The sequence below is a fragment of the Roseateles chitinivorans genome, assembly GCF_050632235.1.
In the GTDB taxonomy this organism is placed as follows: Bacteria; Pseudomonadota; Gammaproteobacteria; order Burkholderiales; family Burkholderiaceae_C; genus Roseateles; species Roseateles chitinivorans_A.
In genome coordinates this window covers 6,402,006-6,419,165 of the sequence record NZ_CP192584.1, presented here as the reverse complement: position 1 = coordinate 6,419,165, position 17,160 = coordinate 6,402,006, and the positions used below count along the sequence as shown (strand labels likewise).

19 protein-coding genes are annotated in these 17,160 nt (G+C 68.7%); 5 read left to right on the top strand and 14 right to left on the bottom strand.

Annotated elements, in window-relative coordinates; genetic code table 11:
- Positions 1–12 precede the first annotated feature (12 nt).
- Both ACQ859_RS29390 and cobA read left to right on the top strand, forming a co-directional pair.
- A complete protein-coding gene (locus tag ACQ859_RS29390) occupies positions 13–2,916 on the top strand; it encodes a molybdopterin-dependent oxidoreductase (RefSeq protein ID WP_431263946.1) in 2,904 nt (967 codons plus the stop codon).
- Positions 2,913–3,803, top strand: coding sequence for a uroporphyrinogen-III C-methyltransferase (gene cobA / locus ACQ859_RS29385; RefSeq protein WP_431263945.1), 891 nt, complete (start codon positions 2,913–2,915; stop codon positions 3,801–3,803). The genes ACQ859_RS29390 and cobA overlap by 4 nt, the downstream gene beginning before the upstream one ends.
- Here the strand turns inward: cobA and ACQ859_RS29380 are convergent.
- From ACQ859_RS29380 to ACQ859_RS29360, 5 genes are all read right to left on the bottom strand, one after another.
- Positions 3,771–4,976, bottom strand: a complete 1,206-nt coding sequence (locus tag ACQ859_RS29380) for a YbfB/YjiJ family MFS transporter (RefSeq protein ID WP_431263944.1) — start codon at positions 4,974–4,976, stop codon at positions 3,771–3,773. The two genes, cobA and ACQ859_RS29380, sit on opposite strands and share 33 nt — an antisense overlap.
- A gap of 3 nt (positions 4,977–4,979) precedes the next feature.
- A complete protein-coding gene (locus ACQ859_RS29375; protein WP_431263943.1) occupies positions 4,980–5,252 on the bottom strand; it encodes a hypothetical protein in 273 nt (90 codons plus the stop codon).
- A 24-nt stretch (positions 5,253–5,276) separates the two neighbouring features.
- The gene (locus ACQ859_RS29370) at positions 5,277–5,582 is read right to left on the bottom strand and encodes a type II toxin-antitoxin system RelE/ParE family toxin (RefSeq protein ID WP_431263942.1); all 306 of its coding nucleotides are present in this window, start codon (positions 5,580–5,582) and stop codon (positions 5,277–5,279) included.
- A gap of 11 nt (positions 5,583–5,593) precedes the next feature.
- Positions 5,594–5,920, bottom strand: coding sequence for a hypothetical protein (locus ACQ859_RS29365; protein ID WP_431263941.1), 327 nt, complete (start codon positions 5,918–5,920; stop codon positions 5,594–5,596).
- 81 nt (positions 5,921–6,001) lie between these two features.
- Entirely contained in the window at positions 6,002–7,879 is a 1,878-nt protein-coding gene (locus ACQ859_RS29360) for a methyl-accepting chemotaxis protein (RefSeq protein ID WP_431263940.1), read from the bottom strand.
- A 191-nt stretch (positions 7,880–8,070) separates the two neighbouring features.
- On the opposite strand from ACQ859_RS29360, the gene ACQ859_RS29355 reads away from it, so the two are divergent.
- Both ACQ859_RS29355 and lepB read left to right on the top strand, forming a co-directional pair.
- Positions 8,071–8,853, top strand: a complete 783-nt coding sequence (locus ACQ859_RS29355) for a type III pantothenate kinase (protein ID WP_431260428.1) — start codon at positions 8,071–8,073, stop codon at positions 8,851–8,853.
- A gap of 11 nt (positions 8,854–8,864) precedes the next feature.
- Positions 8,865–9,392: a signal peptidase I gene (lepB, locus tag ACQ859_RS29350; protein WP_431263939.1), complete on the top strand. Its 528-nt coding sequence runs from the start codon at positions 8,865–8,867 to the stop codon at positions 9,390–9,392.
- Between the two features lie 15 nt (positions 9,393–9,407).
- Here lepB and ACQ859_RS29345 read toward each other — a convergent pair whose 3' ends face one another.
- The 5 genes from ACQ859_RS29345 to ACQ859_RS29325 all read right to left on the bottom strand — a co-directional run bounded on the left by ACQ859_RS29345 (position 9,408) and on the right by ACQ859_RS29325 (position 12,387).
- On the bottom strand, positions 9,408–9,803 hold the full coding sequence (locus tag ACQ859_RS29345) for a tautomerase family protein (RefSeq protein ID WP_431263938.1): 396 nt from the start codon (positions 9,801–9,803) through the stop codon (positions 9,408–9,410).
- 199 nt (positions 9,804–10,002) lie between these two features.
- A complete protein-coding gene (locus tag ACQ859_RS29340; protein ID WP_431263937.1) occupies positions 10,003–10,422 on the bottom strand; it encodes a YybH family protein in 420 nt (139 codons plus the stop codon).
- A gap of 79 nt (positions 10,423–10,501) precedes the next feature.
- Complete coding sequence (locus ACQ859_RS29335) at positions 10,502–10,753, bottom strand: hypothetical protein (protein ID WP_431263936.1); 252 nt, start codon at positions 10,751–10,753, stop codon at positions 10,502–10,504.
- Between the two features lie 152 nt (positions 10,754–10,905).
- A complete protein-coding gene (locus ACQ859_RS29330) occupies positions 10,906–11,739 on the bottom strand; it encodes an oxidoreductase (protein WP_431263935.1) in 834 nt (277 codons plus the stop codon).
- 84 nt (positions 11,740–11,823) lie between these two features.
- Positions 11,824–12,387, bottom strand: a complete 564-nt coding sequence (locus ACQ859_RS29325) for a nuclear transport factor 2 family protein (RefSeq protein ID WP_431263934.1) — start codon at positions 12,385–12,387, stop codon at positions 11,824–11,826.
- 151 nt (positions 12,388–12,538) lie between these two features.
- On the opposite strand from ACQ859_RS29325, the gene ACQ859_RS29320 reads away from it, so the two are divergent.
- Positions 12,539–13,531, top strand: a complete 993-nt coding sequence (locus ACQ859_RS29320; RefSeq protein ID WP_431263933.1) for a LysR family transcriptional regulator — start codon at positions 12,539–12,541, stop codon at positions 13,529–13,531.
- Between the two features lie 42 nt (positions 13,532–13,573).
- Here ACQ859_RS29320 and ACQ859_RS29315 read toward each other — a convergent pair whose 3' ends face one another.
- The 4 genes from ACQ859_RS29315 to hslV all read right to left on the bottom strand — a co-directional run bounded on the left by ACQ859_RS29315 (position 13,574) and on the right by hslV (position 17,142).
- Positions 13,574–14,398, bottom strand: a complete 825-nt coding sequence (locus ACQ859_RS29315) for a nucleotidyltransferase domain-containing protein (protein WP_431263932.1) — start codon at positions 14,396–14,398, stop codon at positions 13,574–13,576.
- A 65-nt stretch (positions 14,399–14,463) separates the two neighbouring features.
- On the bottom strand, positions 14,464–15,090 hold the full coding sequence (locus ACQ859_RS29310; protein WP_431263931.1) for a LysE family translocator: 627 nt from the start codon (positions 15,088–15,090) through the stop codon (positions 14,464–14,466).
- A gap of 122 nt (positions 15,091–15,212) precedes the next feature.
- On the bottom strand, positions 15,213–16,562 hold the full coding sequence (hslU, locus tag ACQ859_RS29305; protein ID WP_431263930.1) for an ATP-dependent protease ATPase subunit HslU: 1,350 nt from the start codon (positions 16,560–16,562) through the stop codon (positions 15,213–15,215).
- A 19-nt stretch (positions 16,563–16,581) separates the two neighbouring features.
- Complete coding sequence (gene hslV, locus ACQ859_RS29300; protein WP_431263929.1) at positions 16,582–17,142, bottom strand: ATP-dependent protease subunit HslV; 561 nt, start codon at positions 17,140–17,142, stop codon at positions 16,582–16,584.
- Between the last annotated feature and the right edge of the window lie 18 nt (positions 17,143–17,160).

Below are 17,160 nucleotides of genomic sequence, written 5' to 3'. Positions count from 1 at the left end.
CCGCCGTCTTCGATGAAACCGGACATCCGCACCACGCGGTCGACCTGCCCATACTGCGGCGTGGGCTGCGGCGTGCTGATCGATGCGACCGGCGAAGGCGCGCAGGCGCAGATCGTCGGCGTGCGCGGCGATCCGGATCATCCGGCCAACTTCGGACGGCTCTGCACCAAGGGCTCGACCCTGCATCTGACCGCGACGCCGGTGGTGCGCGCGCAGCAGCGGCTGCTGCAGCCGGCGTGGCGGGAGACGCGCGATGCGCCGCTCCAGCCGATGGATTGGGACACGACGACGCAGCGCCTCGCCGACCGGTTGCTGGCGATCCGCGCGGAGCACGGTCCGGACGCGATCGGCTTCTACATTTCAGGCCAGCTGCTGACCGAGGACTATCACGCGTTCAACAAGCTGGCGCGCGGACTGATCGGAACCAACAACATCGACAGCAACTCGCGCCTGTGCATGAGCTCGGCGGTGGTGGGCTACAAGCAGTCGCTGGGCGCGGATGCGCCGCCCACCTGCTACGAGGATCTGGAGCAGACGGACTGCCTGTTCATCGCGGGCGCGAACACGGCGTGGGCGCATCCGATCCTGTTCCGGCGCATCGAGGCGGCACGCGCCGCGCGGCCGGGGATGAAGATCATCGTGGTCGACCCGCGCCGCACCGAGACCGCCGAGTTCGCGGATCTGCACCTGGCGTTGAAGCCCGGCAGCGACGTCGCGCTATTCCACGGAATGCTGCACGCGGCGATCTGGGAAGGCTGGATCGATGCCGCGTTCATCACGCAGCACACGAGCGGCTTCGACGCGTTGAAGGCGCTGGTGCGCACGATGACGCCGGCTGAATCGGCACGGCTGACCGGGTTGAAGGAATCGGACATCCTGCAGGCGGCGCAGTGGTTCGCGCAGTCGCCGGCGAGCTTGTCGCTGTACTGCATGGGGCTGAACCAGAGCAGCAGCGGCGCGGCGAAGAACACGGCGCTGATCAACCTGCATCTCGCGACGGGACAGATCGGTCGCGCAGGCGCGGGACCGTTCTCGTTGACGGGACAACCCAACGCGATGGGCGGTCGCGAGAGCGGCGGCATGGCGACGCTGCTGCCCGGTCATCGCGATCCGGGCAACGCGGCGCATCGTGCGGAGATCGCGGCGTTGTGGGGCGTCGAGACCTTGCCGGAGCAACCCGGCAAGACGGCCGTCGAGCTGTTCCAGGCGGCGGCGCGCGGCGAACTCAAGGCGTTGTGGATCGCGTGCACGAATCCGGCGCAGTCGATGCCCGATCAGGCGCTGGTGCGCGCCGCGCTGGAGCGCTGCGAACTGGTGATCCTCCAGGAGGCTTTCGCGGGCACGGCGACGGCGGCGTTCGCCGATGTGGTGCTGCCGGCAGCGACCTGGGCGGAGAAGGAAGGCACGGTCACCAACAGCGAGCGCCGCATCAGTCGTGTGCGCGCGGCGCTGTCGCCTGCTGGTGATTCGCGGGCCGACTGGCGCATCGTGCGGGACGTGGCTCGCCGCATCGAAGCGGCGTTGCGGCCGACGGCGCCGTCGCTCTTCGCCTGGGATCGTGAAGAGCAGGTCTGGCTGGAGCATCGCGCGGCGACGCTCGGCCGGGATCTGGACATCGGCGGCCTGAGCTATCCGATGCTGGAGGCGTCGCCCCGCCAGTGGCCGTGGCCCGTCGGCGCGAGCGCGGCCAAGGCGAGGCTTTACGAGGACGGCGAGTTCGCCCATGCCGATGGCCGGGCGCGCTTCATCACGAGGCCCTTCGCGGCGACCGCGGAGGTCCAGGACGCGAAGTTCCCGTTGGCGCTGAGCACCGGTCGTCTGCGCGATCAGTGGCACGGCATGAGCCGCAGCGGCACCGTGGCGAAGCTCTTCGCCGGCGAGCCGGGACCGGCGTTGACGATGCATCCGCAGGACATGGACCGCCGCGGATTGAAGGCGGGGGCGCTGGTCCGCGTGCGCTCGCGGCGCGGCGAGCTGATCGTGCCGCTGCGCGCGGACGACGGCGTCGGCGCCCAGCAGGCCTGGATGCCGATGCATTGGGGCAGCGAGTTCCTCGGCGGGCGCGGCCTGTCGGGCATCAACGCGCTGACGCAGCCCGCGTACTGCCCGGACTCCCGGCAGCCGGAGCTGAAGTTCACCGCCGTGGCCGTTGAAGCTGTCGACCTGCCGTGGCGGATCTTCGGCGCCGCGTGGATCACGCCCGGCGAAGGCGCCGCGCTGCGCAGTCAGCTCCGCGGCCTGATGGCGGAGGCCGACTACGCCTGCTGCCTGCCCGGTCCGGCGCAGGACGGGCTGGAAGGGCGAGATGGGGAAGAAGGATCGGGAGGCCGGCGTGCATTGGAGGGCTGGAGTCTCGAACTCGCCTTCGCGGAGCCGCCGCCCGCAGCGGTCGTTCAGGCGCTGGCCGCAGTGCTGCAACTGAACGGCGTCGGTGTGCTGCGTTATGCCGATGGACGCCGCGGACGCAGCCGCTCGCTGCGACTCGACGGCAAAGGCGCGGAGGCGAAGTTGCAAGCGTTGATGCGCGTCGGCGAGGGCAGCGAGGCTGCGTGGCTCGACGCGCTCTGGCGCGAGCGCGCGCCGGTCGCGCCGTTCGGGCGGCGTCTGCTGGCGCCCGACGCGGAGCAGCCCGCGGCGGCGGCCAGTCCGCAGATCTGCAATTGTTTCAACGTGCGCGAGGACGCGATCGCCGCGTGCCTGCGACGCCAGCCGGACGTCGCGCCCGAGGCTCGCCTCGCCGCACTGCAAGGCGAGCTGCGCTGCGGCACGCAGTGCGGGTCCTGCCTGCCGTCGCTGAGGCGTCTCGTGCAGACCGTGGGATCGAAGACCGCGACCTCGACCTCGACCTCGACCGCATCGTCGTCGCGGGCGATCCCGGCGATACCCGTCTCGAATCAGATGAAGGAACCGACATGAGCCCGTTCGACGCCAGCCCGATCGCCAGCCAGACTGCTCGTCCCTTTTGCGTCTCCCTCGTCGGCGCAGGGCCGGGTGATCCCGAGTTGCTCACCGTCAAGGCGCTGAAGCGTCTGCAGCAGGCAGAGGTCGTGCTGACGGACGACCTCGTCGACACGCGCGTGCTGGCCTGTCTGCCGGCTTCCGCACGCGTGCTGCGCGTCGGCAAGCGCGGCGGCTGCGTGTCGACGGAGCAGCGATTCATCCATGAGCTGATGATTCGAGAAGCCAAGTCTGGCGCACGTGTCGTCCGCTTGAAGGGCGGTGACCCGTTCGTGTTCGGACGCGGCGCAGAGGAGGTCGACGCGTTGCGTGAGGCCGGGATCGAGGTCGAGGTGATCAACGGCCTGTCTGCGGGTCTTGCGGCGCCGGCGTCGGTCGGCGTGCCGGTCACGGACCGGCGCTGCACGCCGGGCGTGGCCTTCGTGACGGGGCACAACGGGGAGCACGGCGTCGCCCCGGATTGGGCGGCACTGGCGCGCAGCCGGCTCACGCTCGTGGTCTACATGGGGCTGACGCGCGCCGCGGTGATCGCGCAGTCCTTGCAGGACGGCGGGCTGGCCGCGGAGACGCCCGCAGTCATCGTGAGTGCGGCGCACACGCCGCGTCAGCGCGAGTGCTTCACGACGCTCGCCGATCTGCCCGCCGCGATCGAGCGCGAAGTGCTGCCGAGCCCGGCGCTGCTGGTCATCGGCGAGGTGGTGGCGTTGTCGCCGCAATGGCGGGCGGATGTCGGTCTCGATGCGGCGATGAGCACGACGACCGTGGCGACCGGGAAGGGCGACCTGACGACGATGGCCGATGGCCCCGAGGACTCACGCGTCGCCGCGCGCTTCCAGGCTGCGTAGTCTGAGCATGATCAGCATGCCGACGGTGAGCACCGCGGCGGTCAGCCACAGCGACGCGCGATAGCTGCCGCTGGCCTGCGCCATCGCGCCGGCGAGCGCGGGCGCCGTGACCTGCGCGACGCCGTAGCTCAACGTGAGGCGCGCCATCGCCTTGCCGGGATTGCCGGGCGAGCGCCGGCCCACCAGCGCGAGAGTGAGGCTCACGAGGCCGATGAAGGTCGCGCCGTAGAGCAGGGCGCCGGTGAGTGCGGCGGCGAGGCTGCCGGACAGCATCGGCAGCACGACGGAGACGATCTGCAGCGCGAAGGCGGCGAGCAGCGCGTTGAGATCCCCGAAGCGGCGCGCGACGCGATCCCACAGGAACACGGCCGGCGTGGCGGAGAGGCCGACGAGCAGCCAGGCCCACGGCCCTTGGCCTTGGAGCAGCGGTTGGCGCTCGACGATGGTGACGATGAATGTGGCGCTGATGACGAAGCCCCAGCCGGCGCAGAAGTAGCCGGCGATCATCCAGCGCATCCACCGGGTGCTGGGCGCGCCGGCGCCGAGCGTGGCCGTGGCGGGCGGCGGCACGGGCGGACGCCACCACCAGGTGATCGCGAGCAGCGGCACGCCGATGACGACGAAGCCCCACCAGTGTCCGGCCCAGTCGAGCGCGAGTTGATCCATCGCCATCGCGCCGATGGCGGAGACGACGATGCCGAGGCCGAGCCCCATGAAGTGGACGCCGAGTTCGGGGCGTCTGCCGGCGCGCATCAGGAAACCCAGCACGAGCCCGGAGCCGAGCAGCATGCCCGCGGCGCCGCTGAGGCCGCCAAGGTAGCGGGAGACCGCCCACAGCGCGAGGTCGGGCGCGAGCGGCATCAGCGCCGTGGCGACGAGTCCGAGCAGCATGCCCCAGAAGTACAAGCGCGAGCGCCAGCGCGGATCGTCGATGAGCGCGGCGAGGACGGCGCCGCTCATGTAGCCGGCGTAGTTGACGGCGGCGAGCGTCCCGCCCATCGCGTCGCCGAGCCCGGCTTGATGCTGCATCAGCGGCAGCACCGGCGTGTAGGCGAAGCGCGCCAGTCCGATGCTCAGGATCAGGCCGGCGATGCCGCCGGCGGAGACTTGCCAGGGAAGAAGCCGGTTCGCGCGGGACGCGCTCGCCAGAGCGTTGCGGTGGGCCTCTTCCATGTCTCAACGTCCCTGTTGCTTCTGAAGGCGGTAAGCCTCGCGCTTGGCGTCGTCCGCGAAGAGCTCTTCACGCATCTGGTCGAAGTACGCCTCGTCCGCGAGAGGCTCGGGATCGGACTTCGCTGTCGACGACCTCTCGCTGGCGTAGCGCTTCGCGATGAGCCGATCGACCAGATTGGCGAGATAGGAGGGGCGATCCTGAAAGTCCTCCATGAAAGCGCGCTCGTCGACAAAATCGGCGAGGCCTGTCGAGTACTCGATGGTGATGGGGGTCATCTTGTCCTTCTGGGTCGGGGCCGATCAGGCGGCGTGGAAGCGATGGGAGATGTCTCGCTTTCCATGCATCACGCGGAGGATGCGGACGGCATTGGCGAGTTCGACATAGAAGACCAGGTGAGGGAAGCGCGTGACTTTCCAGAATCGTATGCCGGGCGCATCCAACTCCTTCTGGTAGCGAGGAGAGCCCGTTCCCGGCGCTCGGGCGATATGGCGGAACGCCTTTCCCATTTCGCCGAGGAACCGGTGAACGGGGAAGTCTCCGGCGGTCTGCGCGTAGTAGTCGATGATCTCGCGGAGGTCGTTCTTCGCGCGGACGTTGTAGTGCAAGGACCTTTCGCTCATTGATCCCACCCTTCTTCCCCGCGAGACTGGTCGAGCGACTGGGCGTAGCTCAGCAGGTCCTCGAAGAAGGCGTCATTGACGAGGAAGGTCTCCTTGGAACGGAACGATTCCATGAGCCGTCCGCGCAGGGCGAGGCGGTCCCGTTCATATTCGATCAGGTCGACGATGAAGTCAGGCACCGAGTCGAAACCCGCCCGCTGCGCGCACTGGGTCAGCGTTTCCAGTTGTGCGTCCGTGAAGCGGATGGTCTCGAATGGCATCAGAAAGGCGCCGGTCGAAGAAGCGCGAGGCGGGTACGGCGAGTGGTTGGTGTGGAGCGGCATGGGAGGCCCTCGAAGCGAAGAGGGCAGTCAGCCTATTCCGGGCGCGGACGTCCAAAAACCATTCCCAAAGCAAAACGACCTCTATTCAAGAGGTCGTTGCGCTAGATCAAAAAGTTTCCCAATCGCCGTCGGGAGCCGCTGTTGCGCTCGGGCCAGAAGGGTTGGCGCTGCCGGTTTTGGTGTATGTGTCGCGGCGGGCGATCTCGGCGCCGGCGCCTTGGCGACAGGTCTTGCCATCGGCTTCGTCGCGGTCACTTTGCTGGTGGTCTTCGAAGCCGGCGGCTTGGCCGTCGAGGTCTTCGCCGCGGCTGGGGTCGTCGCAGGACGCGGAGCCGTAGCGGGCTTCGCGACCGGCGTGGACGCACGAGCGATCGGCGCGGGCGCCGCGACGACGTTCATCGCATCGCCCGGCTTCGGCTTGGGATCGCTGACCTTGAAGTGCCCCACCAGGGCGGTGAGCTTGCGCGCCTGATCGCTGAGCGATTCGGCAGCGGCCGCCGACTCCTCGACCAGCGCGGCGTTCTGCTGCGTCATCTGGTCCAGCTGCGCCACCGAGCCGTTGACGCTGCCGATGCCCTGGCTCTGCTCCACCGTGCTCGCGCTGATCTCGCCGATGATGTCCGACACGCGCTGCACGCTGGCGACGATCTCGTTCATCGTCGCGCCGGCGTCGCGCACCTGCTGCGAGCCGACTTCCACCTTGGTCACGCTGTCGCCGATCAGCGCCTTGATCTCGCGCGCCGCGCCGGCGCTGCGCTGCGCCAGCGCCCGCACCTCGGACGCCACCACCGCGAAGCCCTTGCCGTGCTCGCCCGCGCGGGCCGCCTCCACCGCGGCGTTCAACGCCAGGATGTTGGTCTGGAATGCGATCCCGTCGATGGTGCCGATGATGTCGTTGATCTTCTTGGCCGACGCGTCGATCTGCGCCATCGTGCCCACCACGTCGCCCACCGCCGTGCCGCCGCGCTCGGCGACTTCGGCCGCGCTGCCCGCCAGCTGGTTGGCCGTGCGCGCGCTCTCGGCGCTCTGCTGCACGGTGCCGGTCAGCTGCGACAGCGACGATGCCGCCTGCTGCAGGTTGGACGCGGTCTGCTCGGTGCGCTGGCTCAGGTCCTGGTTGCCGCTGGCGATCTCCTGGCTCGCGGTCTGCATGCCGTCGGCGCTCGCGCGCACTTCCCGGATGACCTTGCGCAGCGAGCTCTTCATCGCGGCCAGCGCGCGTTGCACGTCGCCGATCTCGTCCTCGCGGTAATCGCGCTCGACGTGGAACAGGTCGCCCTCGCCGATGCGCTCGGCCTCGGCCATCAGCGACTTCAGCGGCGCGGAGATCGTCCGAACGAAGTACGCCGTGGCGAGCGCGAGCGCGCCGACGATCAGCGACATCAGTGCCGCCACGCCCCACACGGTGCGCATGCGCTCGGCGCCGGCGGCCTCGCGCAGCGCCGCGGACCGCTTCTGCTGCAGCACGACGAAGTCCTGCTGCGCGGCCAGGTACTGCTCGATCGCGGGCACGACCTTCTGCTTGAGCGCCTGGTGCGAGCCGTCGTTGTCGCCGCCGGCCTTGAGCTTGTTGGCGTCGTTGCGCACGGCGATGTAGGCCTTGCGCTGCTCGGCGATCTTCGCCATCGCGGCCTTGTCCTCGTCGCCTTCGGCCAGCGCCTCGAGCTGCTTCTGCACCTCGTTGATCGCCTCGGTGGTGCGGGCGATGTCGCCCTTCATCGCGTCGGCGACGGCGTTGTCGTTCGCGGCCAGGCCGGCCTGCACGCGGCTCGCGTTGGCCTCGGTCAGGCCGCGCCATCGCAGCGCCAGTTCGAAGCGCTGCTGCTGCCGTTCCTGTGTCACCTGGGCGACTTCCAGCAGGGTGCGGGTCCGGGATGCCGCGCCCAGCGACATGACGACGGTCATGACGGACATGACGGCGACGGGGATCCACAGTCGCGTGGCGATGGAGAACTTCATCGGTCCGGAGCCTTGTTGTTGTGTCGACGGCGTCGCCCCGGGGTGGTGCGACGAGCCTCGATTCAATCCTAAATCGGCTGTCCGGTGCACCGGCTTGAGGACAAACACTGCTAACCTGCCGCCCTGTCCCCCACGGCACCGACATTTCCCCAAGAACTCCACGTATTCCTCGACGGATTCGCGCAACGCCCATGAGCTTCCTGGCCATCGACATCGGCAACACCCGCCTCAAGTGGGCGCTTTATGCCGGCCCGCAGCCGGGCAGTCCGATGCTGGCGCACGGCGCGCAGTTCCTCGAGAACATCGAGAAGCTGGCCGAGGACGACTGGGCGAAGCTGCCCGCGGTGCCGGGCAGCATGCTGGGCAGCAACGTCGCCGGCGATGCGATGCGGCATCGCGTCGAGGAGCAGATGGAGGAGATCTGGGACATCGAGCCGCGCTGGGTCGCCTCGTCGGCGCAGGCGGGCGGCGTGACCAACGGCTACGACCATCCGGGTCGCCTGGGCGCGGACCGCTTCGTCGCGCTGATCGGTGCGCGGCACCACGTGCTGGCGCGAGGCCGCGGACAGACGCCGAAGCCGGCGCTGGTGGTGATGGTGGGCACGGCGGTCACGGTGGACGCGCTCGACGCGGACGGCCGTTTCCTCGGCGGGCTGATCCTGCCCGGCCACGGGATCATGCTGCGTTCGCTGGAAGGCGGCACCGCCGGCCTGCGCGTGCCGACCGGCGAGGTGCGCGAGTTCCCGACGAACACGTCGGACGCGCTCACCAGCGGCGGCAACTACGCGATCACCGGCGCGATCGAGCGCATGCACCGCCACATCCTCAAGCGCTGCGGCCAGGCGCCGGTCACGCTGATGACCGGCGGCGCGGGCTGGAAGGTTTCGCCGGCGCTGGACATCCCGCACGAGCTGATCGACTCGCTGATCTTCGACGGACTGCTGGCGCTGCAGGCGCATCGGCTGGCGCTCTGAGCGGGACGCCGGTGCTCGACCGCGTCTTCCGCCACTTCCTCCTTCCCAAGGTCCAGTTCGTCGCCGCGCGGTCCGAAGCCGCGCGCCACAGGATGCGTGCGACCAAGGTGCTCGCCGGGCACATGGCACCGACCCTGCGCCAGGCGGAGGTCGTCTGGTACGCGCCGTGGGCGGGCGACGGACCGCTGTCGCGCAGTCAGGTCGTCGTGGTCACCCACTCCGACTATGAGGGGGCGCTGGTGCCGCTGCGCGTGGTGGGCCTGCCGGGCGAGAGCCTGGAGATCGTAGAGGGCGACCTGCTGATCGACGGGCATCGGCTGCCAGAGCCCTATCTGCTTGAAAGCCAGGCGCAGGAGGTCTACTCACGAAGCGTGCCGCGCGTGGTCGTTGCCGCCGGCACCTACTGGCTGATGGGCGACTTCCGCGACATGTGCAAGGACAGCCGTGTGCTGGGACCCTTCGCGGTGTCGACCATCCTGGGCGAGGTATCGAAGGCCCATCCGTTGGGTGGGCATCGGGCCGCGCGAAACGTACGCTGACCCCTGCGCCGAGGGTCACACGTCGACCTTGAACCCCAGGTCGATCTCCGACGCCGGCACGCCGCCGCGCAGGCCCCAGTTCTCGCGCTCGACTTCGTTGAGCGTGATCGTGACGTGGTCGGCAGGGATGTCGAGCGCGCCAAGGCGATCGACGATGCTGCGATAGAGGCGGCGCTTCGCCTCGATGGTCCGCCCAGCGAAGCCGGTGACCGTGACGAGCGTGTAGGACTCGGGCCGCGACAGGCGCGGCGGATAGATGAACCGGTGCGGCTCGTACGCGATGAGGCGTACGCAGCGGTCTTCCGCCGGGATCTTGAAGCCCTCGACCAGCGCCGCTTGAACGGCTTCGATCAGCTGGACTTCCTGCTCCTGCGAGTAGGCGCGGCGGACTTCGATGAGGGTGCTCGGCATGGGCGTGGCGGTGGAGGGCGACGGGGCTCCAAGCTTATCGCGACCCATCCGGAGGGAGACGTGGAAGTGCGGCATGACGGGATCGGTGTCCACTGATTGAGGAGACGCCAGTCTCGTCACGCCCTTCGAGGGCAGCATGAGCCCGCGGTGAGGCCGGCGTGAAGTCGTTCGTCACCGGTCGCCGGGAGGTCCCGGACGTTCAGCGGCTCACGACCTGCTTGCTCTGGAAGTCGACCGGCACCGAGGTGTGCTGGTGAACGGCGCGCCACGTGCCGCCGTCATTGCGCAAGAGCACGGTCAGGCGGTTCTCGGTCGCACGCAGCGGCTGGCCATCGGCATCGAGCGCCGCGAATGCCAGCGTGGCCGAGCCGCCGGCCATCTGCGCGTCGTGCCAGGTCTTGACGTCCTTCGACGTGACGCGGACGCGCACATCCTGGATGCCGCCGAACCAGGCGGCGATCATGCCGCCCCAGTCGTCGCGGCCGGCATAGTCCCAGCGGTCCCAGCTGTCGAAGACCTGGGTGTCCGGTGTGTACAGGTCCAGGAAGCGTGGCAGATCACGGTCGAGGACCGCCGCGGCGTAGTCGCGCAGGAAGGTGTGGACGGGATCGTCGGTCATCGGAGGCTCCTTGGCGTTCATCGAGGGTGGATGACGGACGACGAACGGGACCTGCGGAAATCGACAGACCCCGGCCGGATCACGACGCCATCCGCTGCTGGTGCCGCGCCCAATCGCGCTTCCACGAGACGATGTTGTACAGCAGCACCGAGGCCGACGTCGCCCAGAACATGCCGAGCCAGATGCCGACCACCTTCAGCGTGAAGGCCATGTCGCCGTCGCAGCGGCCGACGGCGTTGCAGGGCGAGGGGACGTAGACGTCGATGAGCAGCGCGGACGAGACGTTCCACACCAGCAGACCGAGGAGCACGGAAGCGAGAAAGCGGTTCATGGCGGGACGGGTCCTTTCCTGAGGTGAAGGCCCCAGTCTCGCCATGCGTTTCGAGCTCAGGATGAGCCCTGTGTGAGCTCGGGGTGAAGCCGGCGGACGCCGCACGCCTGGCGGCAGGCGTTCCGCGCGTCATCATCCTGTTCAGGGAGCGATCACTTCGGGAAGTCGGTCGACACCGCCAGTTCGCGCCACTGGGAGAGTTCCCCGGCGACGAAGGCGTTCTTCTGCTCGATCGCCGCGACGGTGTCGGAGCCGAACGGCATGCGCAGCGGTGGCTGCTCCGCGTCGACGACCTTCAGCAGCGCCTTCGCCAGACGTGCCGGATCGCCCGGCTGCTGATGGTTCAGATCGGCCGCGATGCGTCGCACGGTGCCGACCGGTGTGTCGGCGTAGTCCGCGATCGTCGTCGGCAAGGTCGTCAGCGAGCCGCCGTCGAGGAAGTCGGTGCGGAAGTAGCCCGGCTCGACGATCGTCACGTGGATGCCCAGCGGTTTCAGCTCGTCGGCGAGCGCCTCGCTGATGCCTTCGACGGCGAACTTGGTCGAGGCATACACGCCGAAGCCCGCCGCGCTGCGATACCCGCCGATCGAGGAGATGTTGATCACGTGGCCCGCGCGCTGCCTGCGCAGTTGCGGCAGCACCGCGCGCGTCACGGCCAGCAGGCCGAAGACGTTGGTGCGGTAGACCGACTCCACGTCTGCGGCGCTCGTCTCCTCGATCGCGCCGAGCACGCCGAAGCCGGCGTTGTTGACGACCACGTCGATGCGGCCGAAGCGCTTGACCGCCTGCTCGACCGCGGCGCGGGCCTGCGCCTCGTCGGTGACGTCGAGGTTGGCCGCCAGCAGTCGCGGATGGTCGCCGAACTTCTCGACGATGGCGCGGGCGTTGCGCGCCGTGGCGACGACGTTGTCGCCGCGCTCGAACGCTTCCTTGACGAACAGGGTGCCGAAGCCGCGCGAGGCGCCGGTGATGAACCAGGTCTTCATGGGGAACTCCTTGTGGGGAATGAGGGGGCGGGCAGGGGGATGCCGAGGGAAGGAAGAGGGAATTGGCGGGAGGGGCCGGGGAACTCAGTTCGCCGCGACCGGGTTCTGCCGCCAGAACTCGTCGAAGGCGATGCTGTCGAAGAAGGCCGTGACGCGGACGGCCTTGCCGTCGCGCATCGTCAGCATCCAGACATAGCTGTTCGCATAGGGCTTGCCAGCGTTCGTCGTGCCGGCGGCGGAGAAGTGCGCGACGACGGTGTCGCCGTCGGCGTAGACCGCATGGATGGTGCGCGGCCGGAAACGGTCCTGCGATTGCGCGAAGCGAGCGCCGAACGGGCCGAGCACGGTGCGGTTGAGCTCGTCGCGGCTGCGCGTCGTGCCGGCGACCAGCGAATGGCCGGTGATCGTCCACTCGATGTCGTCGGCGAGCATCGGCTGCAGCGCGCCGTAGTCGCCGCCCATCCAGCGGCGGAGCATCGTGTCGACGGCGGCCTTGTTGGCGGCGGCATCGGCCCCGCCCTGGGCGTTCGCGGCCTGGGCCTTCGCCTGGGCAGCGGCGGTGGCGGCGCGGGCCGCGGGAATCGCCATCGCGAGCGACGCGATCACGGCGCCCGTCATCACGGCGGAAACAAGTCGGGTGCTGGACATGGGGTGGTTCCTTTGCTGATCGTGGCACGGCGCCTGATCGAATGGCGGCGGTGTGGAACGAACTCTAGGAACCGGCGATTGATGCGTCTATGCTCAGGAATTGAAACGAGCCAGTGGGGAATTTTCATGAATGAGCGTACGGGCCGGCCCCATGGCTGAGCGTCCCAGCCTTGCGGAACTGACCGCCTTCCTGGCGATCGTGCGGCACCAGTCCTTCCGCGCCGCGGCGGACGAGCTGGGGATGTCGCCGTCCAGCCTGAGCCATCTGGTGCGGGGCATGGAGGAGCGGCTGGGCGTGCGGCTCTTCAACCGCACCACGCGCAGCGTGGCGCCGACGGATGCGGGTCAGCAGCTGGCGCGCGACGTCGGACCGATCCTGGTGGAGCTGGACAACGCGCTGGGTGACCTGGGCTCGCTGAGCGGACGCACATCGGGTCGACTGAGGATCAACGTGTCGGAGATCGCGGCCGGCGAATTGATGCGGGACATCGTGCCGGCGTTCGTCGAACGCCATCCGGACGTGCAACTGGACCTCGTCACCGAGGGCAAGCTGGTCGACATCGTCGCCGAGGGCTTCGATGCGGGCGTGCGGCTCGGCGAAGCGCTGCCGCAGGACATGGTGGCCGTGCCCTTCGGCGGCGACGTGCGCTTCATTGTGGTGGCGTCGCCGGACTACCTCGCGCAGCACGGCACGCCGCGCACGCCGGACGCGCTCGCGGCGCATCGTTGCATCCGCTTCCGGCTGCCGAGCGGCAAGAGGTACCGCTGGGAGTTCGAGCGGCAGCGGCAATCGTTGAAGGTCGACGTGCCGGGCTCGCTGACGCTCGATCACATCGGGTTGATGGTCGAGGCCGCGGCCAAGGGGCTGGGCCTTGCGTATGTCTGGTCGACGAAAGCGGAGGCCGAGATCGCTTCAGGGCGTCTGGTGACCGTGCTCGACGACTGGACGCCGCCGATCCCCGGGCACCACCTGTACTACCCGAGCAGCCGCCTGATGCCCGCGGCGCTGCGCGCGTTCATCGAGGTGATCCGCGAGGTCGAGGCGCAACGCGCGCCGGCGAAGGCGCGGGTGACGGCGACGTCGGCGCTGGGGAAGGCGAAAGGCCGGGCCGCCGCCGGCAAGGCGCCCGCGGCGCGAGGCTGAGGCTCGCTCAGGACGCGAGGCCCGCGCCGGCACTGCCGCTGCTCATGCCGGCTCCCAGCATTCGCGCAGCACGTCGCGGAACAGCTCGGACAGCAGTGGCTCGACCTCCGGTCGATCGTTGGCGGGAAGCTCCAGGCCTTCGATGCGATCCAGCTCCCGTTCGATGAAGCGCTGGATGGGAACGACCTGCGGCGACAGACCGAGCTCCGGCGTGTTGCGCTTGAGCGCCAGCAGATCGTCGATGGCCGCAGGCAGTCCGGGCTCGTCCGCAATGGTCTCGAGCAGTCGATGGAACTCGATTGGCGCGGGCTGCTGGTGGCGTTCCAGCCAGCGGACCGCGAGCAGCGGGCGCAGCACGTAGAAGTACTTCTTCAGTGGTACCTCCTCGGTCTGGAGGTAGCCGCGGAAGTTGGTCTTGGCCATGCTGCGGTAGTGATGGATGCCGCGCACGACCGAATACACGATCGGCAGCAACTCCCGCGCGCGCGAGTGGAAGCTCGTGCTGCTCTCATAGACGATCGGCGACTGGATCCACTCGACGAAGCCCGGATTGGAACTTCGGAACAAGCGGAGAGCCTTGCGCAGGTCCCAGCCGTTGATGTCCATGTCGTCGACGATCGGGTATTCGATGACGTCGCGCTGCTCCTCGAGACCGACCGACAGGTACCAGTCCGTCCGGTTCGCGTAGATGAAGCGCGCATCGAAATCGCTGTTGGGCGACGCGAACCCCCAGGCGCGACTGCCGGACTCGATGGCCAGCAGCACGCGCACCTGGTGCTCGGATTCAGCGGCCCGGAGCCGGGCATGGACCTCGGCCCGCTCGGGCTCGGGGATGGCGGAGATGTCGGTGGAGGGAAGGGCGCTCATGGCGTCATTCTCAACGCCTTGTCCGTTCCGGAAAATGACGCGCCCTCTTGGAGAGGGAAGGTGCGTCAGCGCTGCTGCACCGCGACCTTGAGGCCCAGCGAGACAAAGATCGTCCCGATGATCTTGCCCTGCCAGCGGTTGAGCCACGCCACCCGCTTGAGCACGCGCCCGAGCGGCTTGATCGACAGCGCGACGGCCGTCGTGTAGAGGCTGCTCATGACGACGAAGATCGCGCCCAGGACGGCGAACTGCACGAAGCTCGAGCCCTTCTCGGGATGCACGAACTGCGGCATGAACGCCAGGAAGAATAGCGCCGTCTTCGGGTTGAGGACCTCGGCAGGGATCGCTTCCAGGTAGGCGCGCAGCGGGCTGATCGGCGCCAATGCCGGCAGCGACGGATCGGACGGTGTCGACAGGAAGGCCCGGACGCCGAGATAGACCAGGTAGGCCGCGCCGACATACTTCACCACGTTGAACGCCATCGCCGACGTCATCAGCAGGGCCGAGAGCCCGACCGCGGCGAACAGCGTGTGGACGAAGTCGCCGGTGGCCACCCCGAGGCCGGTCATCACGCCCACCTTCCGGCCGCCCTGCACGGTGCGGCTCAGGACCAGCAGCACGGCGGGGCCGGGGATCAGGAAGAGGCCGATGACGATGGCGACGAAGGTCGCCAGGGTGGTGACGTCGAACATGGAATTCCTTGAGGCCGCGGCACTGCGGATTGGCGGAGTCTACGGAATTCCCGCCGGCCCTGCAGTGCGTGGACTTCCACGTCCTGGCCCACGCCCTCGTCGCGCGACGAGGGGGATGTCCCTCAGAGGATGAACCGGCTCAGATCCTCGTCCTGCGCCAGCGCGCCAAGCTTCTCGTCGACCTGCGGACCGTCGATGGTCACCGTCTTGCCGGCATGCTTGTGCGCGTCGAAGCTGATGTCGTCCAGCAGCCGCTCCAGCACCGTCGCCAGCCGGCGCGCGCCGATGTTCTCGGTGCGCTCGTTGACCTCGTAGGCGATCTGCGCGAGCCGGCGGATGCCGTCGGCGCTGAGTTCCAGCGTCAGGCCTTCCGTCGCCAGCAAGGCCTGGTACTGCTTCACCAGGCTCGCATGCGTGCTCGACAGGATGGCCTCGAAGTCGCCGACCGACAGCGACTTCAGCTCCACCCGGATGGGGAAGCGGCCCTGCAGTTCAGGGATCAGGTCGCTGGGCTTGCTCAGGTGGAAGGCGCCCGAGGCGATGAACAGGATGTGGTCGGTCTTCACCATCCCGTACTTCGTGTTCACCGTCGTGCCCTCGACCAGCGGCAGCAGGTCGCGCTGCACGCCCTGGCGCGACACGTCCGCGCCGCCGCTGTGCTCGTTGCGGGTCGCGACCTTGTCGATCTCGTCGATGAAGACGATGCCGTTGTCCTGCGCCAGCGCCAGCGCCGCGGTCTTGATCTCTTCCTCGTTGACCAGCTTGCCGGCCTCTTCCTCGACCAGCAGCTTGCGGGCCTCGGCGATCTTGACCTTGCGCGTGGTCTTCTTCTCCTGCCCCATCTGCGAGAACAGGCCCTTGAGCTGCTCCGCCATCTCCTCCATGCCCTGCGGCCCGAGGATCTCCATCGAGGGCTTGGCCTCGGTCAGCGCGATCTCGATCTCCTTGTCGTCCATCGATCCCTCACGCAGGCGCTTGCGCATGACCTGGCGCGCGGTGTTGTCCGCGCCGCCGGTCTCCGCCGCCGCGGGCGCGAAGCCGGTCGACGAGCGTGCCGGCGGTACCAGCACGTCGAGGATGCGCTCCTCGGCCGCGTCCTCGGCCCGCGCGCGCTGGAAGCGCATTTGGCGCTCCCGCTCCTGCTTGACGGCGATGTCGACCAGGTCGCGGACGATGCTGTCCACGTCCTTGCCGACGTAGCCGACCTCGGTGAACTTCGTCGCCTCGACCTTGATGAAGGGCGCATCGGCCAGTTTCGCCAGGCGGCGCGCGATCTCGGTCTTGCCGACGCCCGTCGGGCCGATCATCAGGATGTTCTTCGGCGTGATCTCGCCGCGCAGCTTCTCGTCGACCTGCTGGCGCCGCCAGCGGTTGCGCAACGCGATCGCGACGGCGCGCTTCGCATCGGCCTGGCCGACGATGTGCCGGTCGAGTTCGGAGACGATTTCCTGCGGGGTCATGCTGCTGCTCATTCGTGTGCTCCGCGCCGGATCAGTCCAGCGTCTCGATCGTGTGGTTGCCGTTGGTGTAGATGCAGATCTCGCCGGCGATGACCAGCGACTGCTTGACGATGTCCACCGCGCTCAGCTCGCTGTGGTTCAGCAGCGCCTTGGCCGCGGCCTGCGCGTAGGCGCCGCCGCTGCCGATGGCGACGATGCCCTGCTCGGGCTCCAGCACGTCGCCGTTGCCGGTGATGATCAGCGAGGCCGTGCGATCGGCCACGGCCAGCATCGCCTCCAGCCGGCGCAGCACGCGGTCGGTCCGCCAGTCCCGCGTCAACTCCACGGCCGCGCGCACGAGGTTGCCCTCGTACTTCTCCAGCTTGGCTTCGAAGCGCTCGAACAACGTGAACGCATCGGCCGTCGCGCCGGCGAAGCCCGCCAGCACCTGGTTCTTGTGGAGTTTGCGCACCTTGCGCGCCGTCGACTTGACGACGATGGTGCCTAGCGTCACCTGACCGTCGCCGCCGATCGCGACCTGGTTGCCGCGGCGCACGCTGACGATGGTGGTGCCGTGGTACGGCGGAAGCGGGGAGGAGTGGTCTTGGGACATGGGCGATCCAGGCGGCTT